This is a genomic window from Streptomyces sp. NPDC032745 (assembly GCF_055579465.1).
Map to the genome: position 1 here is coordinate 185,754 of NZ_JBVING010000008.1, position 22,747 is coordinate 208,500.

Consider the following 22,747-nt stretch of genomic DNA (forward strand, 5'->3'; position numbering starts at 1 on the left):
CACCCCCGGGCCGGGCGCCGCTACCCGGGACTCATAGCGTCTCGCTCAGCGAGTCCGCCAGCCTGCGCCGCGCCGTCCGTGTCGCCGGTACCAGCGCCGCCGCCACCGCACCCAGGACCGCCCCCGTGACCACCGTCAACAGCACGGGCAGCGGAGGCAGTTGGGCGATGCCCGCGCCGATCCCGCTCGACGCGCCCTGGGTGTCCACCAGCCAGCTGCCGGACAGCGCCCCCACCGTCGTCCCCAGCACGGCGGATGCCAGCGCGGTCAGTCCGGCGGCGGTCACGATCATCGCGCCGATCTGCCGGGGCGTCAGCCCGATCGCCTTCAGCGCGAGCAGGTCCCGCCCCCGGTCGCGTACCCCCGTGCTGATCAGCGTCAGCAGTTCGGTCAGCCCGATCAGCGCGAGTACCGCGATCAGGGCGGCGATCACTGCGCGCGCCGGTTCCAGCCGGTCCACCGGATTGGGCGTCTCCCTGACCTCCAGCGTTCCGCCCGCCGCCACGGCGAGCGCGGCGCTCACCGCCCGCGGGTCCGCACCCTTGCGCAGCACCAGGGCGTGGAAGCCGGGCCGCAGCCCCGGATCGCGCTCCCGCAGTGCGTCGAGGGTCGTGGTGATCACCCGGCCCCCGGATTCGGGTTCGATGGTGCGGCCGACGAGGTGCAGGATCTGCGGCCGTCCCTCGACGGTCATCCGCACCCACGCACCGACCCGCACCCCGAGGAGGTCGAGCAGTCCCTGCCCGGCCACTGCCTCGTCCGGCCCGCCGGCCGCGCGGCCTTCCACCACCTTGGAGGGGTAGGGGTCCCGGGCCGTGCCCAGCCCGCGGAGCGTGATGGTGCCGGTCTGCCCCGGTACGAGCGCTGCCATCTCGGCGCCCGGATGGACCGTGGCGATGTCGGGGACCGCCGCGAGGGTCTTCTCCAGTTCCGCGTCGGACGACCTTGCAGGCTGCTCGGCCCGTACGGTCAGCGCCGCGGGCAGTCCCATCTGCGCGGGCCGGCTGCGGAACTGGTCCAGCGTCGACCAGGCGACGAGCGCGACCGTGATGAGGACCATCGGCAGGGCGAGCCGGGCCACCGCTACGAGCGTGCGACCGCGGCGCGGGAACGCCGCCCGCCACCCCAGGACCAGCGCGGGAGGCACCCGCATCCCGAGGGCCCGCCGGCCGAGCGCGGTCATCGGCGCGGCGGACGGCAGCGCCGCACGGGCCACCGGCACCGGTGGCACCCGTCCGGCCCGCCAGGCCGACAGCCCGGTGGCGGCCGCGATCAGCAGCACCGCCCCGCAGGGGACGCCGATCATGAGCACGGTGTGGCCGGGCAGGTCCTGCCAGACCGCTGCCGCCTCCCCGATCCGGCCGGGTATCCGGGCTCCGAGCAGGGCGATCGCCGCCGTGCCGAGGGCCACGCCGAGGAGCGCGAAGGCCAGATGCTGGACGAGGAAGCCGCGCGTCACCTGGCCGGGGGTGAAGCCGACCGCCTTGAGGACGGCGATGTCCCTCAGCTGGCCGCGTACCCGGGCACCGATCGCACCGGCTGCGGCGAGCGCCGCCGCGAGCAGCGCTCCGAGGCCGAAGACGGCGAACATCTGGCCGAGGAGCCGGTCGTCGCCGCCCGCCTCGGCCCGGGCCTGCTGCCATTTGGTGACCTGGGCCACCCGGTCGGCGCCGAGGACGGTGACGGCGCGCTGGACGATGAAGTCGGTGTCGTCCGGATCCTCCAGGCGCAGGCCCACGCTCTGCCCGGTGTCTCCGTGTGCGATCCCGTCGAGGGTGCCGGAGAGCACCCAGCCGATGCCGGGCCCGCCGCCCGGGTGGTAGCGGGGCTCGGCCACCTCGGCGATCCCGCTCACGCTCAGTACGTGCGGGGCGCCGTCCGGCCCGGTGACCCGTACGGTGTCGCCGGGCTCGGCCCAGAGCGCCCGCGCGACCGAGGCCTCCAGCACGACGGCGCCGGTGCCGGTGCCGGTGCCGGTGCCGGTGCCGGCCGCGGTGCCGCCGTCGTCGCGTTCGCCGTCGTCCGGCCGGGCGAGCCAGCTGCCGGCGGTGACGAGCGGCCGGCCCGTCTCCGGGGGCGCCGCCGGGGCCGCGCGCAGCGTCACGCCGACCCGCGCGCCGCGCGACTCGACCGTCGTCGCCGCGGTGCGGTAGGGACCTGCGAGGGCTGCGACCCCGTCCACGCCGGACAGGGCGTCCATGTCCGTCCCGGCGCGGGTCTGCAGCCAGATGTGCGCGCCGTGGGACTGGTTGAAGATCCGCTGCCAGGGGTTCGCGGCGTAGCTGAACAGTGCGCCGGCGAGCAGGAGCGAGGCGATGATCCCGGCGCTGGCCAGCACGACGAAGAGGGCTTCGCCGCGGTGTGCCCGGAAGTCTGCGTGCGCCCAGCGCAGCGTGGCCCGCACGGTCACCGCTTCGGTTCCGGGTCCAGGTCCAGTACGCCGGACACACCGCGGGCGGGCCGGCTCCGCCCGCCGCCGTCCAGCTGCGCATCGTCGGCTATGCGCCCGTCGAAGAAGCTGATGACGCGGTCGGCGGCACTGGCCATCCGGGCGTCGTGGGTGACCATCATGATCGTCTGGCCACGCTGGTGGAACCGGGAGAGCAGCCGCAGCACCTCGCGGGTGCCCTTGCTGTCGAGGCTGCCGGCCGGTTCGTCGGCGAGCAGCAGCGTGGGGTGGTTGACCAGGGCGCGGGCGAGCGCGACCCGCTGCTGTTCGCCGCCGGACAGCTCGCCGGGCATCGAACGCTCGCGGCCTTCGAGACCGAGTTCGGCGAGCAGTTCGGCTCGGGATGCGCGGGCCGCCTTCGGGGAGGCTCCGGCGAGCAGGGCGGGCAGTTCGACGTTGTCGGCCACGGTGAGGTTGGAGACGAGGTTGAAGAACTGGAAGACGACGCCGATGCTGCGGCGCCTGAGGACCGCCCAGCGGGCCTCGCGGTACTCGTCGACCCGCTCTCCGCCGAGCCACAGCTTCCCGCCGTCGGGCCGCTGGAGGCCGCCGATCAGATGCAGCAGCGTGGACTTGCCAGCCCCCGACGGCCCGGTGACGGCGACGAACTCGCCCGGCTGGACGGACAGGTCCACCCCGCGCACGGCATGCACCGCCGCGCCCTCGCCGTGGTGCGTCTTGGTCAGGCCCTCGGCGCGCACGATGGGCCGGGCGGGCACGGCAGGAGCGGTGGCGGCGTCGGTGGTGGCGTCGTCGCTCATTCCAGCTCCTCCTGACAGCGTTCCAGCCAGTCGAGGTCGGCCTGCAGGTGCAGCATGGCGCCCTCGATCAGCAGTTGGGAGATCTTGTTGTCGCGGTCCTCGGCCGCCGCCAGCTTGGACAGGTCCCGCATGGTGTTGAGGTACTGCCGCCGCTGCTTGTTGATCAGCGCGATCGGGTCGGCCAGACCCGACTGCGGTGCGAGTGCGAGCTTCATGAAGAACTCGTCCCGTACCCGGGGCTCCTCGGCGGTTTCCTCGAACCAGGCCAGCACGGCTTCGCGCCCGGCGTCCGTCAGCCTGTACGTGCGCTTGTTGGGCCGGCCCGACTGCTCGACGTCCTCGCCCTCGATGAGGCCGCTCTTCTCCAGCCTGCCGAGGGTGACGTAGATCTGGCCGACGTTGGGCTGAGGGTACGCGGCGCCCAGGAGCTTCTCAAGGTCCTGCTTCAGCTCGTAACCGTGCGCAGGGCTACGGGTGAGGAGCGCAAGGAGCGCCAGCCGCACTCGCTCCCCCTCCTTCCCGCTCCGTAGTCAACGGTTCACTCGGCAGCGGACCGGGTGCAGCCGCCGTACGTCTCGTCTGCCTGGACGTCTAGTATCGCCCATGCCTAACGGGTATATATAGGCCACGATGGTCGGCAGCGCAGCCGGATCGTGCACTGGGAGGAATCTATGCGGTGGATGCGTGCCGCGGGTAGAGCTCTCCTGGTCGGGGCGGTGGTGCTCGCGGGGTACGCCGGTTTCGGTGTGCACGCCGATGCGAGCCTGGCCGCGGAGGGCCGCGGACCCCTGACGCTCGTGACGGCGGGCGATCTGACCGACTACCTCTCCCCGCTCCTCGACGACTGGAACGACGGCCATCCCGACGAGCGCGTCACGCTCGTCGAACTGCCCGATGCGGCGGACGAGACCCGGGCCCAGATGATCAGCGAACTGCGCTCGGGCCGCGACCGGTTCGACGTGCTGAACATCGACGTCGCCTGGACGTCCGAGTTCGCGGCGGCCGGGTGGATCTCCCCGCTCGAGCGCGACCGCTTCCCCTTGGACGCCTTCCTGCGTCCGGTCGTCGACACCGCGACCTTCGACGGCCGGCTGTACGCGGTCCCGTACGTCACGAACGCGGGACTGCTCTACTACCGGAAGGACATCCTGGAGCAGGAAGGCGAGCAACCGCCGCGCACCTGGGCCGAGCTGGCCCGCCAGGCGCGCACGATCGCCCCGAAGTACGGACTGGACGGCTACGCCGGCCAGTTCCTGCCGTACGAAGGGCTCACCGTCAACGTCACCGAGGCCGTGCAGTCGGCGGGTGGTTCGATCCTGCGCGACGACGGCGCACGCGTGACGGTGGACTCCGACGCGGCGCGCGCCGGACTGCGGTTCCTCGCGGACGGGGTGCGGGACGGCTGGATCTCGCGCGAGGCGCTCGGCTACAAGGAAGAGGAGTCCAGGCAGGCGTTCCAGGACGGCCGGCTGCTCTTCCTGCGGAACTGGCCGTACGTGTACGCGGACGCCGGGGCGGCCGGGTCTAAGGTCGCGGGCAGGTTCGGCGCCGTGCCGCTGCCCGGACCCGACGGGCCCGGCACCAGTGTGCTGGGCGGCTCCAACCTGGCGGTGAGCAGCCATGCGCGGCATCCGGCGTCGGCGGCCGATCTGATCTCCTACCTCACCAGCGAACGGGTCCAGCGGCAGGTGCTCACCGAGGGCTCGCTGCCACCGGTGCGCGCCGCGCTGTACGAGGATCCCGAGCTGATCCGCGCGTATCCGTACCTGCCCACGCTCCGCCAGAGCGTGCTGTCGGCGGTGCCCCGCCCGAAGAGCCCGCGCTACGACCAGGTGAGCCTCGCCGTGCAGGCCGTGGCGCAGGACGTGATGGCACAGCGCCAGACGCCCGAGCAGGCGACGGCGCGGCTTGCGCGCGAGCTCGGGCCGCTGTCCCGCAAGGACTGATCGCACCACTCCGCTTCCTCCGCTCCTCTCACTCCCCCGAGGGCCTCTACTTACATGTTAAGTAGAGGCCCTTCGTCTTGCGCGTGGGTATTTCGGCACAAATCACCCCAGCTTTTCGCTGTTTCTGGACACATCGTTGACACCTTCCAGTCGCTGCTACTTAACATGCATGCATAACAGCGCACCGATCCGGGGCGCTCTCGCATTCAGCAGAACAGGTCGACGCGAGATGCTCAGCACCCTTCCGGCCGACACCGGCCACCCCTCCCGCACCACCGCCGCATCTGCCCCCTGGTGGCGCGACGCGGTGATCTACCAGGTCTACGTCCGCAGCTTCCTCGACAGCACCGGGGACGGCATCGGCGACCTGGCAGGCGTCCGGTCCGGGCTCCCCTACCTGCGCAAGCTCGGTGTCGACGGCATCTGGCTCAGCCCCTTCTACCCGTCGCCGCAGCACGACCACGGCTACGACGTCGCCGACTACTGCGGCGTCGACCCCGTCTACGGCGACCTCGCCGAGTTCGACCGGTTGGTGGCCGACGCCCGCCGCCTCGGGCTCAAGCTGCTGCTCGACATCGTCCCCAACCACTGTTCGAGCGAGCACCCGTGGTTCCTGGACGCGCTCGCCGCAGCGCCGGGCAGCGCCGCTCGCTCCCGTTTCCACTTCGCGCCCGGCCGCGGCCCGGACGGTGCCGAGCCGCCCAACAACTGGCGCGCCATGTTCGGCGGTCCCGCCTGGAGCCGGACCACCCGGCCCGACGGCACCCCCGGCGAGTGGTACCTGCACCTCTTCACGCCCGAGCAGCCCGACCTGAACTGGCGCGACCCGGCCGTGGGCGACGACTTCGAGCAGGTGCTGCGCTTCTGGCTGGACCGCGGTGTCGACGGCTTCCGTATCGACGTCGCCGCCGGACTGTTCAAGCACCCCGAGCTGCCCGATTCGGACGACCCCGGAGCGGACGAGCGCGCCCGCGACGCCGTCAACCAGCTGGCCTGGAACCAGCCCGAGGTGCACGACGTGTGGCGCCGCTGGCGCTCGGTGTGCGAGGAGTACACCGCCCGGGACGGCCACGAGCGGCTGCTGGTCGGCGAGGTGTCCGTGCCCACCGCGCGCGAACACGCCGCGTACGTCCGCCCCGACGAGCTGCACCAGGCGTTCTTCTTCGACCTGCTCAGCGCGCCCTGGGACGCCGAGGCCTTCCGGTCGACCATCACCGAGGCGATACGCGACATCGCCGGCACCGGCTCCACCGTCACCTGGGTGCTCAACAACCACGATCAGGTCCGTACGGTCACCCGGTACGCCGGCGAGCCGGGGGTGGGGGGCAGCGGACTGGGAGCCGCCCGGGCCCGCGCCGCCGCCCTGCTGATGCTCGCACTGCCCGGCGCCGCGTACGTCTACCAGGGCGAGGAGCTCGGCCTCCCCGAGGTCCTCGACCTGCCCGACGAGGTCCTCACCGACCCGATCTTCCACCGCACGGGCAGCCGCAAGCACGTCCGGGACGGCTGCCGCGTACCGCTTCCCTGGTCCGGGCACGCCTCACCGTTCGGCTTCACCCAGGAAGCGGCCGGCGCCAAGCCGTGGCTGCCACAGCCCGAGTGGTTCGCCGAGCACGCCACCGACCGCGCCCTGGCCGACACCCGTTCCTTCTGGCACCTCTACCGCGAAGGCCTCCAGCTGCGGCGCAGCCTGCCGCAGCTCGGCGAGGGCGCTCTGCGCTGGCTGGACGCACCCCCGCAGGTCCTGGCGGTCGCCCGCGGCGACGGCCTGATCTGCGCGGTCAACTTCGGCACGGAGCCGGTGCCCGCGCCGGTCGCCGGGATCCCGCTGCTCGCCAGCGGACCCTGCCCCGACGGCGTGCTCCCCGCGGCGACCGCCGCCTGGTGGACGGCCGAGTGCCCGACCCCCTGACCCCACCTGCCGACTTCCCCACCCGCCGGCCTCCCACGTGCCGACCTCCCCACCTGCCGACCTCCGGAAATGGACCTCATCATGCGACGACCCGGCAAGACGACCCTGCGCACCGCTGCCACCGCATCGGCGGCCCTCGCTCTCGCCCTCGGTGCCACCGCCTGCGGCGGCACCACCGGACCCGCGAGCGGCGGTGAACTGAGCGGCCAGACCGTGACCGTGGCCGGTGTCTGGACCGGCAGCGAGCAGAAGAACTTCAAGAAGGTCCTGGACGCCTTCACCGAGAAGACCGGCGCCAAGACGGTCTTCGTCCCCTCCGGCGACAACGTCTCCACCTTCGTCGGAAGCAAGATCGAGGGCGGCAACGCGCCCGACGTGGTGATGGTGCCCCAGGTGGGCGTGCTTCGGCAGTTCGCCAAGGAGGGCTGGCTCCTCCCCCTGTCCGGCCAGGCCGCCAAGACGGCCGGCTCCTCACTCGCCCCGGTGTGGAAGGACTACGGCACCGTGGACGGCCAGTACTACGGCCTGTACTTCAAGGCCGCCCACAAGTCGACCGTCTGGTACGCACCCGACGCCTTCGCCCAGGCCGGTGTCAGCGAGCCCAAGAGCTACGCCGACCTGCTGAAGGCCGGCCGCACCCTCGCCGATTCCGGCCGCCCGGCCTTCGCCGTGGCCGGCGAGGACGGCTGGACCCTCACCGACTGGTTCGAGAACATCTACCTCTCGCAGGCCGGGCCGGAGAAGTACGACCAGCTCGCCCAGCACAAGATCAAGTGGACCGACGACAGCGTCGTCAAGGCACTGACCACCCTCGGCGAACTGTTCAAGGACAAGCAGCTCGTCGCCGGCGGCGCCCAGACGGCGCTGGGCACCGACTTCCCCTCGTCGGTCGAGCAGGTCTTCGGCCCCGAGCCCAAGGCGGGCATGGTCTACGAGGGCGACTTCGTCGGCGGGGTCGCCAAGGACCAGTTCGGCAAGAAGCTCGGGGAGGACGCCAAGTTCTTCCCCTTCCCCGCGGTCGACGGCGGCACGACGCCGGTGGTCAGCGGCGGTGACGCGGCCGTCGTCCTCAAGGACGCCAAGAACGGCAAGGCCGGCATGAAGCTGCTCGAATTCCTGGCCGGGCCCGAGGCGGCCGAGGTCTGGGCCGGCGCGGGCGGCTTCCTGTCCCCGAACACCCGGGTCGACCTCGCCGCGTACGGCGACGACACCACGCGAAGCACCGCCAAGTCGCTGGTCGCGGCGGGCAACTCGGTCCGCTTCGACATGTCGGACCAGGCCCCGGCCGCGTTCGGCGGCACCAAGGGCGCGGGCGAGTGGAAGCTCCTCCAGGACTTCCTGCGCGACCCGTCGAACCCGCAGGGCACGGCCGCGGAGCTCGAGGCCGCTGCCGCCAAGGCGTACGGGAACTGAGGCGGCCCGCCATGGCTGACACCCTGACCGCCCGCACCCCGACCGCCCGCGCCGCGGCGAACCCGCGGCGCCGGGCCCAGCGAAGGAAACGCCGCCTGGCGATCGCCTTCGTACTGCCCGCCCTGCTCCTGCTCGGCGCGCTGGTCGTCTACCCGGTCGTCTTCTCCTTCGGCCGCAGTCTCTTCGACGCCAGCGGCGACCGATTCGTCGGCGCCGGGAACTACGCGGCGATCATCGACGACCCGGCCACCCTCAAGGCGATCCGCAACAGCACCATCTGGGTCGTCGTCGCCCCTCTCCTGCTGACCGGGCTCGGACTGATGCTGGCCGTGCTCACCGAGAAGGTGCGCTGGGCGACCGCGTTCAAGCTGGTGCTCTTCCTGCCGATGGCCGTGTCGTTCCTCGCCGCGGGCATCGTCTTCCGGCTCGCATACGAGCAGGACCCGAACCGGGGCGTGCTCAACGCGGTCGTCGTCGGCGTGCACGACACCTTCGACGACACCGCCGCCTATCCGACGGCCCGTGCCCGTGAGGGCCAGGGCCTGACCGGCAGGGCGGGCGGCCCGTACAGCACCCGGCAGACCGTGCGTCCCGGCGGTACGGTCGGCCTCGGCTTCGTCGGGGTGGCACCCGACGCGATACCCGCCGACGCGAAGGCCGCCGCCACCGCGACACCCGGCGCGGACGGAATCGGGGGCGTGGTCTACCTCGACTTCGCCCCCGGCGGCGCCGGCACACCGGGCAAGGTCGACCCGGGCGAGAAGGGCCTGCCCGGCATGACGGTCGAGGCCGTACGGGACGACGGCCGGGTGGCCGCGACCACGACCGCCTCCGCCGACGGGTCGTTCCGCTTCACCGGACTGGCCGACGGCGCGTACACCGTACGGCTGCCCGCGGCCAACTTCACGGCGCCGTACCAGGGCGTGAACTGGCTCGGCCCGGCGCTGGTGACGCCGGCCATCATCGGTGCGTACCTGTGGGTCTGGACCGGCTTCGCGATGGTCCTGATCGGCGCCGGGCTCGCGGCGATCCCGCGCGATGCGCTGGAGGCCGCACGGATGGACGGCGCCAGCGAGGGCCAGATCTTCCGCAGGATCACCGTGCCGCTGCTCGCGCCGGTGCTCACCGTGGTGTTCGTGACCCTGGTGATCAACGTGATGAAGGTCTTCGACCTCGTCTACATCATCGCGCCGGGACCGGTCCAGGAGGAAGCGAACGTACTGGCCACGCGGATGTGGCTGGTCTCCTTCGGCGGCGGCAACGACCAGGGGCTCGGGAGCGCGCTGAGCGTGGTGCTCCTGCTGCTGGTCGTCCCGGCGATGGTCTTCAACATCCGGCGTTTCCGAAGGAGCGGAGCATGAGCAGCCACAGCACCATCGAACGCCGGCCCTCCCGGCGGGCGACACCGAAGGTGAGGCCCGTCCGGGCCCCGTCCGCGCAGGGACCACGTCGCAGGAGCCGGCTGCCGCGCTGGCTGAGCAGCTCGGTCGTCCAGGGCCTGCTGATCCTGGTCGCCCTCGTGTGGATCACCCCGCTGGCGGGCCTGTTCCTGTCCTCGATGCGGTCCGAGCGGGACAACGCCTCCGACGGCTGGTGGACCGCGCTGACCGACCCGTCCCAGCTGTCCCTGGACAACTACAGCGCCCTGCTGAAGGACTCCGGCATCGCGGCGGCCTTCGGGAACACCGTCCTGATCTCGGTCCCCACCACCGTCCTGGTGGTCGGCATCGCGGCACTCGCGGGATATGCCTTCGCGTGGCTGGACTTCCCCGGCCGGGACGGCATCTTCTTGGTGGTCGTCGGTCTGCTGGTCGTGCCCGTGCAGATCGGGCTGCTGCCCGTGGCCAAACTCTTCGGCGCGGTGGGACTGTTCGGCACGATCGCCGGAGTCGTCCTCTTCCACGTCGCCTACGGGCTGCCGTTCGCGGTCTTCCTGCTGCGCAACTACTTCGCCGAGATACCGCGCGAGATGCTGGAAGCCGCCCGGATGGACGGCGGCAGCGAGTGGCGGATCTTCTCCCGGCTCGTGCTGCCGCTGGGCCGGCCGGCCATCGCGAGCCTGGCCATCTTCCAGTTCCTCTGGGTCTGGAACGACATGCTCGTGGCGCTGCTCTTCGCGGACAGCGAGTCCCAGCCGCTCACGGTCGCACTGCAGTCCCAGATGCGGCAGTTCGGAAGCAACATCGGCGTCCTCGCGCCGGGTGCGTTCCTGTCGCTGGTGGTCCCCCTCGTCGTCTTCTTCGCCTTCCAGCGGCACTTCGTCCAGGGCGTGATGGCCGGCTCGGTGAAGTAACCGGCGAGAAGGATCCAGTCGTCCCCGGTCACCGGCCCTTACGCAGTGGCCGGCGACCGGGGCATGATCCGCATGCGGTCTCCGTCGAACGCCACCGTCTCGCCCGGCAGGATCAGCAGGCCGGATTCGCCCTCCTGACAGGCGCGGCCCATGCGGCGGACCTGGACCGCCGGGCCGAGCACGCCGGCCATGAAGACGGTCGGGTCGACCTCCCACCCCCGCGCATCCAGCCAGCGCTCCAGCGCCTCGCTGTCCGCACTCTGCGCTCCGCGCGGCCAGTCGTACGTGCTCGCCATGCCTACCCCCTGTAGCTGGTCAAACCACCGGGCCAGATGGTGCCACCCGGCTCCGACAGCCGCAGGTGAATACCGAGGCCCCGTAGGCCGCCGAACCGGCGCATCCTGCGGGATCCATGGCGAGAACGGGAACCGCTCTGCGGATCGAAGGCACAACCCCGATACGCCTTGAATCCGTCAACGCCCCCTGTGAGCGACACCACTTGACGGTGACCGCCTTCCGGACCCGTCCCGAGCCGCCGGCCCGGAGCCGCCGTTGCCGGGGGCGCACCCGATGCGATCGGCCGGCCCATGGGCGACACCCGATCGGGGGCCCGGCCAGGCGCGTCGACCGCCGCAAACGCGACACGGGCGATAGGAGTAGCGGACTGGTCAGGCCCCTACCGCTGCGTGCGGGACCGAGGGGTCGAGGAAGGGTGAGGTGGCCGAGGTGGCGGAGTCTTCGAGGGACGCCCAGGACGACGGCGGTTCCGTCGAACTCGGAGGCTACCGGCAGGAGCTCAAACGGACGCTCGGCTCCTTCCAGGTGTTCGCGATCTCGTTCGCGTTCATCTCGGTGGCGGTCGGCATCTTCGCGACGTTCGACGACGTGCTGGTGAACGCGGGGCCGGTCGGGATCTGGCTCTGGGTGGTCGCGGCGGTGGGGCAGACGCTCGTGGCACTGGTGGTCGCGCAGTTCGCCGCCCGCATCCCGCTCAGCGGCTCCTCCTACCAATGGGCCTCGCGGCTGGCCAGCCCGAAGACCGGCTGGTGGTTCGGCTGGCTGACCTTCTGCTATCTGGCGATCGGCGTGGTGGCGGTCGACAACGCGCTGGCGAGCCAGGCGTTCATGCCGCTCGCCGGCATCGCGCCGGACGAGGACGTCGCACGCCTGATCACGCTCGTGGTGCTGTTCGTCCAGGCCGTGCTCGCAGTGGCCTCGACCCGCCTCGTCAGCCTGGTCAACTCGGTCGCGGTGGGACTGGAACTGGCGCTCGTCGTGGTGGTGGCGATCGCGCTCATCGTTGCCGTTGCGGTCTCGGGGAACGGCTCCGCCGGCAACCTCACCTCGCGCGGTGTCGCCGAGAACGCCCCCGACTACTTCGCCGTCGGCGGCGGGCTGATGGTCGCGATGATCATGGGCCTCGCCACCCTCGTCGGCTTCGACTCCGCGGCGAACCTGGCCGAGGAGGCCAAGGACCCCTATCGCACCGTCCCGCGCGCGATCGTGGGATCGGTCGTGGCGGCCGGAATCCTGGGCATGCTGTTCCTGATCACCCTCACCGTCGCGATCGAGGACATCCCCCGGATCACCGCCGACGGCTCGCCGGTCGCGGCGATCATGCGGGAGAATTTCGGTCCGGCGATGGAGAAGAGCCTGCTGGTCGCGATCACGTTCGCGTTCTTCGGCGCCGGGATCGTGGTGATGGTCGCCTGCTCACGACTCGTCTACGCGATGTCGCGCGACTCGCGCTTCCCCGCGCACCGCTTGATGCGCCGGGTCAACCCCCGGACACAGACGCCGATCCCGGCGACGGTCCTGATCTTCGCCCTGGGCGTCGTCCTGATGGTCGCGCTGCCGGGCGCCGCACTGCTGGAGCTGATCACGGCGTCGACGATCCTCCCCGCGGTCACCTACGGCTCGATCATCGTCCTCTACCTGTCGGTGCGCGGGCGACTGGCCCGCAAGAAGGGCGCGTTCGACCTCGGGCGCTTCGAGCTGCCGGTCGCGATCTGCGCGCTGGTGTGGACGGTCGGCGCTCTGTTCGTGCTGGTGGCACCCAGGGAGGCGTTCGTCTCCGTCGTGATCGTGGTCGGGCTGCTCCTCGTGGGCGGGCTGTTCTTCCTCGTCATGCTGAAACTCGACCGCGAGGCGCTGGAGACCGAGCCGGGAGACGCGAGCGCCTTCATGCACTGACGCGAAGGCTTCGTTGTCAGCCGGGCGTGCGACGATCCCAAGCATGATCGTCTCGCTGGAGCCCCTGCTTCCCACCACCGGCTCGCACGCTTCGACCACGTACGCCGACTGGGTCGCGGCGCACGACCCGGACGCGGCCGGCATAGCGCGTGACGTGATGGAGGGCATGCGCACCGAACTCGGCCGGTCCCGGGCCAAGCCCGGCCGGTTCGTGGACACGATGGCGGCGCGGGCGCGGCGGCTGCCGCCGGCGCATCTGCCGTGGTTCTGGGACACCGTGGGCCACCGGTTGATCGGCTACGGGAGCCGGCCCGGCGGGCGGGCGTACGCCGCGGCGCGGGCAGCCGAGGCCGAGCACGGACTCCCGGTGGATCCCGGATACCGCAGGGCCAATGCACTGCTGTTCGCAGCGGGCGGGGCCATGCCGGCCAAGGAGTTCGGGGCCCATCAGCGGTTCCTCGCCGAGACGCTGGACCCCACCGCCGCGCACACTGCGCTCGAGGCGTTCCTGACCGCGTGGGCGGGATCGGCGGCGGACCTGCCGGCGGATCTGGTGCGCCGGGTGCGGGCCTCCGCCAAGGCTGCCGGGCACGGGGACGGCGAGATCGCGCGGATGGTGGGCGCGATCCTGTCGGGCACGCGGAAGAAGTCCGTGCCGGAGGCGCTGCTGGATGCCGCAGGCCCGGTCCTGGCCGCCCATCCGCCGGCGGACGCGATCGCGGCGGGGCTGGTCGAGGTGTTCCCGGACGGGGTCACCGACGGCGGGGCATGGCTGCGGATGCTGATCGGCTGCGGCGCGGCCGAGGCCATGGCGGCCGGTCGGGTGGTACCGGAGGGCGGACTGCACCACTGGGTCGGGCACTTCGTGCACATGTACCAGTACGCGGCGCAGTCCGGCGGCGGCGTCGCGCGTCAGCAGCTGCCGGTGGAATTCCTCGACCTGGTCGGCCGGTTGGGGCCGCGACTGCGGTCGGAAGGCACTGCGGTGACGGTGCACACCACCCGGCACCACTACCAGGGTTTCGACGCGGACGTGTTGGACGCCTGTCTGGCGGCCGGGGCGGCGGTCGTGGACCCGGGCCCGGAGATGCGGATGCGCTTCTGGGCCGAGCGCTCCCGGCGGGACCTGTCCGCGCTGGCCGCCGACCCGGTGTTCGGCCCGCGTCTGGAGGGGACCGTACACGCGGACCTGCTGCCGCGGTGGGCGCCGGAACGGCGGCGTCGAGCCGGGTCGGCGGTCACGCTGCTGCCGGGCAACGAGGGCATCGCCCACGAGGTCGCGGGGCGCGTGGGCAAGCTCGTCGACACCGTCGCGGGCGGCGGCATGGCCGGAGCCGAGGAGGCGGTGGCCGAGCTGGAGACGCTGCTGGACCGGCCGACGGCATCGGCGCTCGACGGGATCTGCGACGCCCTCGCCGAGGCGGGAGCGGCGGGGGCGCTGCGGCGATCGCTGGCGGCCGGTCTGCCGGAGGAACTGGCGTGGCCGGCCCTGGAGTCGGTGTACGCGGAGTTCGCGGCGGGCGCCGACCCCGAGGAAGCGGACGGGGTGCTGCCGGGGGTGGCGGGGGTGACCACCACCTGGCCGGTGCTGACGGTGTTCGGGCGGGACCGGGCGGTCGCCGTCGACCCCGACGGCGTGCGGGGATCCTGCCGGTTCACGGTGCCCGACGACGCGACCATGTACGCGGTCCACTACGTGGGCGGCTCCTTCCTGGTGAGCTGGACGGTCAAGCCGAGCCCGTACCACTGCGACACCGCCGTCTGGGCCGACCGCCCCACGGAGGCGTTCACTCCGGACGAGTTGGGCGGTCTCGTGCCCTTCGGCGGCAGCCTGGACGGGGCGTACGGATTCCAGTTCGAGACCTCCGACGGGGGCGGGCGGCACGGCGGTCGGCGGGTGCTGCGTCCGGGCGGCACGGAGGGCATCGACCGGGACGAACTGCAACTCGGCGACGGTACGCGGATCTGGACCAACGCCGTGTTCGGGCGCCGGCCTTGGGAGGTGGTGGACCCGGTCACCGGGGAGCCGCAGGGCGCGGTCGCACTGCCGGACTTCCCGGGCCGCCCCGCGAGCCCCGACCCCGCCGCCGAGCCCTCCGAGGCCGGCATGACCCTGGCCGCGGAGGCCCTGCAGCTGGCACCGCTGCCCGCCGGTCTGGCCGGCTCCCCGCTGGGCAGCCGGGACGGGCTGGTCGGGACCCGGGTGCTGTTCCGCACCCGGCACCGCGATCACGCGCCCGACCACTTCCTGGTGGAGAGCGTGGACGGGCGCACGGCCCGCTTCGACATCGACCGGCCGGGGCAGGAGCCGTGGGCCCTGTGGGCACCGCCGGAGGGCCCGGTGGAGGACGTGGTCCTCGCCGAGGCGCAGACGCGGACGGGCGTGCGCGCGTACGCCGCCGACGGCGCCCTGCTGTGGGAGCTGGACGGGTACCACTCGCCCCGGCATCCGCGGGTGAGGCCGGTCCGGCGGGCCACCGCCTCGGGCGGTGTGGCCCTGCCACCCGCGTTCTGGTACCTGCTGCGGACCCGGGACGCCGCCGGTTCCCGGGCGCTGCGGGCCGTGGGCCGGGAGACGGCGGACGCACTGCTGGCGGCCGCCGACGCCGGTGCGGAGGTGCTCCGCGCAGCCGTGGCCCGGGAGTTGCCCGACGTGACCGACCCGGTGCTGGTCGAGGCGGTGGTGGCGGTGGCCGCCCGGGCCGCCCGGGTGGAGGAGCGCAGGCTCGCCCTGCACCGGCGGGTCACCCTGCTCGCCGGGGCGCCGTCGGCCCTGCCGGGCCGGTCCGTGCCGGACACCGAGCTGCTGCCCGCCCTGTTCGGGCTGGTCTCGGACGGGGAGCGGGACCCGTGGCGACGGAGCCCGGTCGTGCCCCTGGCGGCGACGCTGACCGCGTTGGCCTCCGACGGTGCCTGCTTGGCCGGGACCCTCGTGGAGGAGGTGCGCCGGCTCTCGCCGCCGGCGCCGCCGCACGACTGGTCGCAGCTGATGGGCGCGATCGACGCCGCCGCCTGGCGGGCTGCCGTGGCACCGACCCCGGACGGGGCCCGGGCCGCCCTGCTCGCGCTGCTGGACACCTGGGCCGACCAGCCGTTCGCCCGCGCGGGAACCCGGTGGTGGGTGGGCCGCGCGTCCGCCGGGCTGCTGGACGGGCTGCGCGCGGACGGGATCGCGGTGGCGTCCTGCGCGGTGCGGGCCGGCGGGCCGGAGTGCTGGTTCGTGGCGGCCGCCGCCGAGGACCCGACGGGCGACCCGGTCCCGGCTGCGGCGCCGCAGGCGCGCTGCGTCCGCGTGGAGCGGGACGACGCCGCCCGGCTGCGGGCCCTGGTCGCGGCGGTCGAGGCGCACGGACCGGTCCCGGTGCCGGAGTCGGCGGCCGCGCGCTTCGCCGAACTGACCGGCGTACGACGGGCGGTGGCCCGGCTGGTGGTGTCAGGTCTGGTCGGCCGGCCCGACCGCGACGAAGACCGCGCCCTGGTCCGCAAGGCCCCGTACAAGGCCACGCCGATGACGGCCGAGTCCTACGACCGGCTGCGCGCGCGGCTCGGTGGCACGGGCCGGCGGGCCGTCCTGGCGGCGGCCCTGCCCGAGGATCCGGCCGGGCTGTGGCGGCCCGGAGGGGTCGAGGCGGCCGTGGAGCGGATGGCCGAGGTGTGGCGGGAGCGCATCGGGACGCAGCCCGCCGTGCACGACGAGGCGGCCGACACCCTGGAGGCCGAGCTCGAACTCCCCGACGTGTGGGCCCGGCGGCTGGCGGGCGGGTACGAGGCTGCCGCGGACGCGACCGTGGAGGCGGCCGGCTGGGAGCTGGCGGCAACCCCGTACGGCATCGGGGCCGAGGTCCGGGCCGTGCCGCCGGCCGGGCCCGAGCTGCCCTACCGCACCCCGGTGGGCCTCTCGCGCCCGCAGATCGCGAGCGCGCTCGTGTGGGCGTGGACGGACCGGCCCGTAGGCGATCCGGCGGTGGCCGGCGCGATGGCCCTGTACGAGCGGCTGCGCGCCGAACTGGATCGCCCGGAGCTGCTGGTGGCGCTGCCCGGTGGGCGGGTCCAGGACACCTCGGCGCGGATCGCGGAGCGGTTCGGGCCCGGGCGGCTGCCGGTGGCGATGGACGGGCGCAAGGAGGAGGGGCCGGTTCCGGTGACCGCGTACGACTCCGGGCCGCTGGTGGTGTGCGCGCCCGGCGGTGCCTCCTTCCTGCGGCCCGCGGCGGTGGCCGACCCGGCGGTGTGGCAGCGGGTCCGAGAGGTCACCGACCTGGCCGAGGAGCTGGACCGGGTGGCACCGCTGCTGACCGGCGGCGGGCTGGAGCGGATGATGCTCCGGGCCCGATCGGGGGCGGTGCCGGCCGGGGCGTACGAGGCGGATCCACGGCAGTCCTGCCCGGAGCTGGTCGCGCGGGCGGCGCAGCAGCTGGGCATCGGCCCGGACGCGGCGGCGCTGTACCTCCAGCTGGCCACGCTGGCCGCACCCACCGACCGGAACGTACGGCGGTGGAACTGCTGGTCGGCCAAGCAGCATGCGCAGGCCCGGACGGAACTCCTCGGCACGGGCGCGGTGGTGGAGGCCAAGCGGGCGCGGGCGGGCCGGACCCTGTTCCTGCCCGGGGGGTGGACCGAGCTGAAGGCCCCGCACGTGCCCTTGGAGACCGTGAAGCTGGCGGCGCACGCGGTACGGCCGCTGTGGCGCAACCAGATCCACAGCCCGTTCGGGCGGGTCCTGCCGACGGCCCCGCTGCACGAGATGTTCACGGCGGCCTGGGAGCGGGTCCGCGGCGGTGCGGAAGGCGGTGCCGAGCAAGGCAGTGGCAGCTGAGGCCCGGCGGCGGCCGCCCCGGTGGGCGGGTCAGCCGAGGACGAGCGGCGCTAACCGTTTGCGGATGCCGCGCACCGCTGCACCGGCTCTCCGGCCGTGAGCCGATACCGGGCCCGGCCGTCGAGGAGCAGGGGCACGAGGGCCCGCAGGGGCTGGCGCAGCGCGACGAACGCACCACCGTCGGCGGCGGAGCGTACGACGCGTACGCCGTGGAGGGCGAGCCGGTCTCCGACCTCGGTGTACTGGGTGGCCGTGAGGCGGTAGCCACAGGGGGGATCGGCCAGGGTCTCGGCCTCCGTCGCCGGGCGGTCGTCGGTACCGCCCAGCAGGATCGGGCTCTCGTCCCGGTATCCGGCCAGGCGGGCGGATGCCGTCACCTCCGCCGGCGTGCCCGCGCGCCCGGAGAGGTAGGTGAACAGACCTCGAAGGCCGGTGAGCTGGGAGCTCACCCGGCGCCGGTGGTTCAGGGCCGGGTCGGCCCTTTCCACGGCGCCGGCCGCGTCGATGCGGCTTTCGACCAGCAGCGTGACGGCGTGTTTGATGCCGGCCGTGTTGCGCAGGATCCGCTCCTGTTCGTCGCCTGCGGTCTGCTTGGCGGGGGCGCCGGTCACGGGGTCGGTCCGGATGCCGTACGTGCCGGTGGAGTACCCGGCGGCGTGCGCCGCCTTCCGTACGAAGGCCCCGGACAGCGCGCGGGCCTGCGCGTACACCCCGGGGTCGGTGTTGAGGTTGCGCGGCCAGAGGTCGAAGAGGTCCTTGTCGTAGGTGCGGGGCGTCGCCCGGTACTCGTGCAGGTCGTAGACGACGTCGGGGCGCCGGTCGCGCAGTACGGCGGCGACCGCGCGTGCCTCGGGCGAAGTCAGGGCGATGTGATCGCGGTTGATGTCGGTGCCGTCCGCGTTGACCCGGGTGGCGGCGGCCCGGCCGTCCGGGTTGGCGGTGGGGACGACGAGGACCGTGGTGTGCGCCAGGAGGCGCCGGGTCGCCGGGTCGCGGGCGTACGCGAGGTCGCGGACGGTGGTCAGACAGGCCTCGCGTCCCGCCGGCTCATCGCCGTGCTGGCTGCACACCAGGAGGACGGTGACCGCGGCACGGGTGCTGCCCAGGCTCACGAGCCACAGCGGGCGACCGCGCGGGGTGGTGCCGATACGCCGCAGGGCGGCGTGCCCGCCGTGCCGGTCGACGGCGCCCAGCAGGGCCTGCTCCTCGGATTCCGTGGTCCAGCGCGCCCCGTACGTGGCCTCGAACCCCGTGCGGGGTGCGGCGTCGGCCGCTCGGGCGGGGGCGGCCGTCAGGGGCACGGCGAGAGTGACCGCGGCGAGACCCACGGCCGATGCGGCGACAGCGAGCCGGTGGAACTGCACAGGGGACTCCATCACGTCGAAAGGATCACGATGTGATGGCAACGGCTCTGGTGATCGATAGGTCACTCCCGCCCGGCGCGAGCCGGTGGACCACTCCTCCGAGGTGCTTCTCCGGAACATCATCCATAAGTACAAACTTGGATTATTTTACCCAACCGAGATGCTTGAAGGTGTGTCCGGTGGTCGCAACTCCCGGTCTGTCGGAGAAAACTGGTCCGCCGCCGAGAGCCGATACGCATGTCACCGACGCAGAACGTCACCCGAAACTTTTTCAGCAAAGCAATGCGGAGGTATCACGATTGAGCTGCACCAGGGCGGACAACCGAAAACCTGCAAACGGCCATCTGCCGAACCGTCGCATCGCCGCGGCGTTCACGTTCTTCCTCATAATCTCGCTGGCCAGTTTCACCGGTCCCGCCGCCCAAGCCCAGGCGGCCTCACCGTACGGCGCCAGGGCCGTCGCAATTGCCGCCTCCAAGCGGGGCGCACCGTACGTCTACGGAGCGACGGGGCCGAGGGAATTCGATTGCTCGGGCCTCACGCTCTACGCCTTTACCAAGGCCGGCCGGAAGCTTCCCCGGACGGCCGACGAACAATATGAACGTACGCGCCACATCCCACGCGTTCAGCGCGTGCCGGGCGATCTCGTCTTCTTCCCCGCAGGCGCGACCATAGGACATGTGGGAATCTACGCCGGTCATGACAAGATCTGGCACGCCCCACGACCGGGCACGCGCGTCCGGCTCGAGCGCATCTGGAGCGGAAGCGTCCGCTACACCCGTGCCACCTGACCGGGAGCCGGAGCAGGGACCGCGGTGGCCGACGGAGCGACGGCCCGCCCCCAGCGCCCGCCCCTGGAGACGGCCCGATGTCAGTGGCGCCTGCCAGACTCGCCTCGTCCCCGATCAGGAAGGCAGACGATGACCGAGGCACCCGCGCCCAAGCACTACGCACCCCGCTGGAACGGCGACACCCGCGAGGCTCCGCCTGCCGTGGGCAGCGAGCGGGAAACGCTGAGCGCGGTCCTGGACTGGCAGCGGGCCACCTTCGAGCTCAAGTGCGCCGGTCTGTCCCCGGAGCAGCTGTCCGAGAAGGCCGTGCCGGCGTCCGCGCTGTCCCTGCACGGCCTGGTCCGGCACCTGGCCGGCGTCGAGCGCTGGTGGTTCCGCATCCAGTTCGCCCACGAGGACGTCCCGCTGCTCCACTACTCCGACGACGACCCCGACCAGGACTTCGACAGCCTGGACGGTGACGTCGAGGAGGCCTTCGCCGTGTGGCGGGCGGAATGCGGACGATCCCGGCAGATCACTGCCGCCGCAGCCTCGCTGGACGAGACGGGGATCCGCAAGAGGACCGGCGAGCCGGTCTCACTGCGCAGGATCATGGTCGACATGATCGCGGAGTACGCCCGGCACAACGGCCATGCGGACATCCTCCGCGAAAGCATCGACGGCGCGACGGGGATGTGACCTGGCAAGCTGGCCCGGTCGGGATGCCACCGGGCATCCCGGAGCCGAGGGGAGGTCCTTGCGTGGGCGTCGGTGGAGTGCCGCGGGAACACGGCCCTGCCTCAACGGCTCGGCACGCGCCTCCCTTCGACCCGGAGCTGGGTGCCGCGCTGGCCGCCAAGGGCGAGGGGGCGAAGGAGCCGGTCACCCCGGAAGGCCTTGCAGCCAGGCAGGAGCGCGATGCTGCGGCACGGCCCAGGCCGACGGTTCGGGAGCTCCGGGCCGGCGGCCGGTTCGAGGTGGAGGAGCTGCGGGCGCCGGGACCTCGGGACGGGAGGGAGGTCACGCTCGTCAGCGCACGGCCCGCCGGGATCACCGGGCCGCTGCCGCTCCTGTACTACATGCACGGCGGCGGAATGATCATGGGCAATGCATGGTCCGTCCTTCCGCGGCTGCTGCGCGAGTGGGCCCTGCCGCTGCAGCTCGCGGTCATATCCGTCGAGTACCGGCTGGCGCCGCAGGCGCAGTACCTCGAACCCGTGGAGGACTGTCATGCCGGACTCGTCTGGGCGGCTGATCACGCGGCCGGGCTGGGCCTCGACCCGGACCGCATCATCGTCGGGGGCAAGAGCGCCGGTGGCGGACTCGCCGCAGCACTCGCCCTGCTGACCCGCGACCGGGGCGGGCCTGCTCCCATCGGTCAACTGCTCCTGAGCCCGATGCTCGACGACCGCACCAACACGTTCTCCGGCCATCAGATGGCCGGCCTCGACCCCTGGGACCGGACCTCCAACGCGACCGCGTGGCAAGCGCTGCTGGGCGACCGGTACGGCGCCGCCGGCCTTGCGCCCTACGCGGCCCCTGCTCGGGCAACGGATCTGTCCGAGCTGCCCTTCGCCTACATCGACGTCGGGTCGGCCGAGACCTTCCGGGACGAGGCCGTGGCCTATGCCGATGCGATCTGGCAGGCCGGCGGCGAGGCCGAACTCCATGTGTGGCCCGGCGCGTTCCACGGCTCCGACACACTCGCACCACGGGCGGCCCTCAGCCAGGAGGCCCGCGACGCCCGTTCCCGCTGGCTGCGGCGGATCCTCGGACGCTGACCCTTTCCGGACATGGCGCCGCGGCCCGTCCCCCGCCGGGCCGCGACGCCTCGCTTCAGCTCACCGCCGGGTCAGGCGGCCGGGTACCAGACGGTCCCGTTGCCGCCGTGCTGGGTGAGGGTGGCCTCGATGATGCTCCCCTCCGCGAAGTAGCGCGGGTGCTGCTGCAGGAAGCCGGCGAACGAGTCCAGGGAGGTGGCGTCACAGACGCCGTCCGTCTGGATGCAGTGGCGCTGCACCGGGACACCGGGGAACTCCTCCGGCCCGGTGCCGGGCGAGTACGCCACGAACGGGATGAGGACCCCCTCGGGGACTAAGTGCCAGAAGCCGGTGCCGGGCTGCATCGGGTCGGCGTAGAGCATGCCGTCGACCTGCGAACGGGGCACCTCCGTACCGTTGTCGGCGATCGTCTGGAGCAGCAGGTCGCCCACCCAGGCACCCTGGGAGTAGCCCGCGATCGTGAAGTGCGCCGTGGGATCGGCGCGGTACGTGCTCTCCAGGGCGGCCAGGGCGTTCCAGTAGCCCTGGTTCACGCTGTCGCCGAAGCTCGGCGCGAACGGCGCCGGCATCTCGTTGTGGCTGCCGACGAACGGGCCACCGCTGGCTACGTAGCAGACCGGAACCGCGATGCCGCCGTTCAGATGCAGGTTCGCGGCCGCGAAGCTCGTGGTGCAGTCGGGGGCTTCGGCAGCCGCGCCGGTTCCGCCGATCTCGATGTAGTAGTGGTTCACCGGGGCGGCGTGCGCGGCGGGCGGCACGGCGGCGGCGCCGGCGAGCACGAGGGCCGTCGACGCGAGGACGGACTTGAGTCGTCGGGCGAGCCTGCTCGGCTTCTTGCTGGACATACCGGTCAACTCCCTTGGGTCGGGGTGAGCGCCGCGTCGGGTGCGGCGACCGGTGCCCATCGTGCCGTTCGCGCTGGTCAGCGGACCATGCCAACGACCGGCCATATATGGCCGGTCGCCCAAGTACAGTGTTCCCACAGGGATCTGACAGGGATCTGACGGGGAATCCGACACGGATGGCAGGCCGGAGCATGGCCGGTGCGA

General features: G+C 72.7%; 16 protein-coding genes. 10 read left to right on the forward strand and 6 right to left on the reverse strand.

Annotated elements, in window-relative coordinates; genetic code table 11:
- Positions 1-31: 31 nt before the first annotated feature.
- The 3 genes from ACZ5WG_RS22045 to ACZ5WG_RS22055 are packed head-to-tail and all read right to left on the reverse strand — an operon-like array spanning position 32 to position 3,713.
- Positions 32-2,404 (reverse strand): ABC transporter permease, encoded by a 2,373-nt coding sequence (locus ACZ5WG_RS22045; protein ID WP_468725532.1) that lies wholly within the window; start codon positions 2,402-2,404, stop codon positions 32-34.
- Positions 2,405-2,406: 2 nt separating this feature from the next.
- Positions 2,407-3,210 (reverse strand): ABC transporter ATP-binding protein, encoded by an 804-nt coding sequence (locus tag ACZ5WG_RS22050; protein WP_468725268.1) that lies wholly within the window; start codon positions 3,208-3,210, stop codon positions 2,407-2,409.
- Entirely contained in the window at positions 3,207-3,713 is a 507-nt protein-coding gene (locus tag ACZ5WG_RS22055; RefSeq protein ID WP_030869259.1) for a PadR family transcriptional regulator, read from the reverse strand. The genes ACZ5WG_RS22050 and ACZ5WG_RS22055 overlap by 4 nt, the downstream gene beginning before the upstream one ends.
- A 168-nt stretch (positions 3,714-3,881) precedes the next feature.
- Here ACZ5WG_RS22055 and ACZ5WG_RS22060 point away from each other — a divergent pair, with 168 nt between their 5' ends.
- The 5 genes from ACZ5WG_RS22060 (at position 3,882) to ACZ5WG_RS22080 (ending at position 10,774) form a co-directional block, all read left to right on the forward strand.
- Positions 3,882-5,156, forward strand: coding sequence for an ABC transporter substrate-binding protein (locus ACZ5WG_RS22060; RefSeq protein WP_468725270.1), 1,275 nt, complete (start codon positions 3,882-3,884; stop codon positions 5,154-5,156).
- Positions 5,157-5,385: 229 nt separating this feature from the next.
- Entirely contained in the window at positions 5,386-7,068 is a 1,683-nt protein-coding gene (locus ACZ5WG_RS22065) for a glycoside hydrolase family 13 protein (protein ID WP_468725271.1), read from the forward strand.
- Positions 7,069-7,146: 78 nt separating this feature from the next.
- Complete coding sequence (locus ACZ5WG_RS22070; RefSeq protein ID WP_468725534.1) at positions 7,147-8,481, forward strand: ABC transporter substrate-binding protein; 1,335 nt, start codon at positions 7,147-7,149, stop codon at positions 8,479-8,481.
- An 11-nt stretch (positions 8,482-8,492) separates the two neighbouring features.
- Positions 8,493-9,842 carry an ABC transporter permease gene (locus ACZ5WG_RS22075; RefSeq protein WP_468725272.1) on the forward strand — a complete coding sequence of 450 codons (1,350 nt, stop codon included), beginning with the start codon at positions 8,493-8,495 and terminating at the stop codon, positions 9,840-9,842.
- A complete protein-coding gene (locus tag ACZ5WG_RS22080) occupies positions 9,839-10,774 on the forward strand; it encodes a carbohydrate ABC transporter permease (protein WP_468725273.1) in 936 nt (311 codons plus the stop codon). Before ACZ5WG_RS22075 ends, ACZ5WG_RS22080 begins: the two co-directional genes overlap by 4 nt.
- Before the next feature lie 38 nt (positions 10,775-10,812).
- On the opposite strand, the gene ACZ5WG_RS22085 is transcribed toward ACZ5WG_RS22080, so the two are convergent.
- On the reverse strand, positions 10,813-11,070 hold the full coding sequence (locus tag ACZ5WG_RS22085; protein WP_468725275.1) for a hypothetical protein: 258 nt from the start codon (positions 11,068-11,070) through the stop codon (positions 10,813-10,815).
- 430 nt (positions 11,071-11,500) lie between these two features.
- Here ACZ5WG_RS22085 and ACZ5WG_RS22090 point away from each other — a divergent pair, with 430 nt between their 5' ends.
- Both ACZ5WG_RS22090 and ACZ5WG_RS22095 read left to right on the forward strand, forming a co-directional pair.
- Complete coding sequence (locus ACZ5WG_RS22090) at positions 11,501-12,967, forward strand: APC family permease (protein WP_468725277.1); 1,467 nt, start codon at positions 11,501-11,503, stop codon at positions 12,965-12,967.
- Positions 12,968-13,010: 43 nt separating this feature from the next.
- Positions 13,011-17,783 carry a hypothetical protein gene (locus ACZ5WG_RS22095; RefSeq protein WP_468725278.1) on the forward strand — a complete coding sequence of 1,591 codons (4,773 nt, stop codon included), beginning with the start codon at positions 13,011-13,013 and terminating at the stop codon, positions 17,781-17,783.
- A 50-nt stretch (positions 17,784-17,833) separates the two neighbouring features.
- Here ACZ5WG_RS22095 and ACZ5WG_RS22100 read toward each other — a convergent pair whose 3' ends face one another.
- Positions 17,834-19,159 carry a M14 family metallopeptidase gene (locus ACZ5WG_RS22100; RefSeq protein ID WP_468725535.1) on the reverse strand — a complete coding sequence of 442 codons (1,326 nt, stop codon included), beginning with the start codon at positions 19,157-19,159 and terminating at the stop codon, positions 17,834-17,836.
- A 347-nt stretch (positions 19,160-19,506) separates the two neighbouring features.
- On the opposite strand from ACZ5WG_RS22100, the gene ACZ5WG_RS22105 reads away from it, so the two are divergent.
- The 3 genes from ACZ5WG_RS22105 (at position 19,507) to ACZ5WG_RS22115 (ending at position 21,698) form a co-directional block, all read left to right on the forward strand.
- Positions 19,507-19,938, forward strand: a complete 432-nt coding sequence (locus ACZ5WG_RS22105) for a C40 family peptidase (protein WP_468725536.1) — start codon at positions 19,507-19,509, stop codon at positions 19,936-19,938.
- 129 nt (positions 19,939-20,067) lie between these two features.
- A complete protein-coding gene (locus ACZ5WG_RS22110) occupies positions 20,068-20,616 on the forward strand; it encodes a DinB family protein (protein WP_468725279.1) in 549 nt (182 codons plus the stop codon).
- 62 nt (positions 20,617-20,678) lie between these two features.
- Entirely contained in the window at positions 20,679-21,698 is a 1,020-nt protein-coding gene (locus ACZ5WG_RS22115; RefSeq protein WP_468725281.1) for an alpha/beta hydrolase, read from the forward strand.
- Between the two features lie 71 nt (positions 21,699-21,769).
- Here ACZ5WG_RS22115 and ACZ5WG_RS22120 read toward each other — a convergent pair whose 3' ends face one another.
- Complete coding sequence (locus ACZ5WG_RS22120; RefSeq protein ID WP_468725282.1) at positions 21,770-22,543, reverse strand: PE-PPE domain-containing protein; 774 nt, start codon at positions 22,541-22,543, stop codon at positions 21,770-21,772.
- Positions 22,544-22,747: the final 204 nt, after the last annotated feature.

Bases quoted from the DNA above. Each gene is read 5' to 3' on its own strand.
- ACZ5WG_RS22050 (WP_468725268.1), bottom strand. From the start codon at position 3,210: ATGAGCGACGACGCCACCACCGACGCCGCCACCGCTCCTGCCGTGCCC.
- ACZ5WG_RS22060 (WP_468725270.1), top strand. From the start codon at position 3,882: ATGCGGTGGATGCGTGCCGCGGGTAGAGCTCTCCTGGTCGGGGCGGTG.
- ACZ5WG_RS22065 (WP_468725271.1), top strand. From the start codon at position 5,386: ATGCTCAGCACCCTTCCGGCCGACACCGGCCACCCCTCCCGCACCACC.
- ACZ5WG_RS22075 (WP_468725272.1), top strand. From the start codon at position 8,493: ATGGCTGACACCCTGACCGCCCGCACCCCGACCGCCCGCGCCGCGGCG.
- ACZ5WG_RS22080 (WP_468725273.1), top strand. From the start codon at position 9,839: ATGAGCAGCCACAGCACCATCGAACGCCGGCCCTCCCGGCGGGCGACA.
- ACZ5WG_RS22085 (WP_468725275.1), bottom strand. From the start codon at position 11,070: ATGGCGAGCACGTACGACTGGCCGCGCGGAGCGCAGAGTGCGGACAGC.
- ACZ5WG_RS22095 (WP_468725278.1), top strand. From the start codon at position 13,011: ATGATCGTCTCGCTGGAGCCCCTGCTTCCCACCACCGGCTCGCACGCT.
- ACZ5WG_RS22100 (WP_468725535.1), bottom strand. From the start codon at position 19,159: ATGGAGTCCCCTGTGCAGTTCCACCGGCTCGCTGTCGCCGCATCGGCC.
- ACZ5WG_RS22110 (WP_468725279.1), top strand. From the start codon at position 20,068: ATGACCGAGGCACCCGCGCCCAAGCACTACGCACCCCGCTGGAACGGC.
- ACZ5WG_RS22120 (WP_468725282.1), bottom strand. From the start codon at position 22,543: ATGTCCAGCAAGAAGCCGAGCAGGCTCGCCCGACGACTCAAGTCCGTC.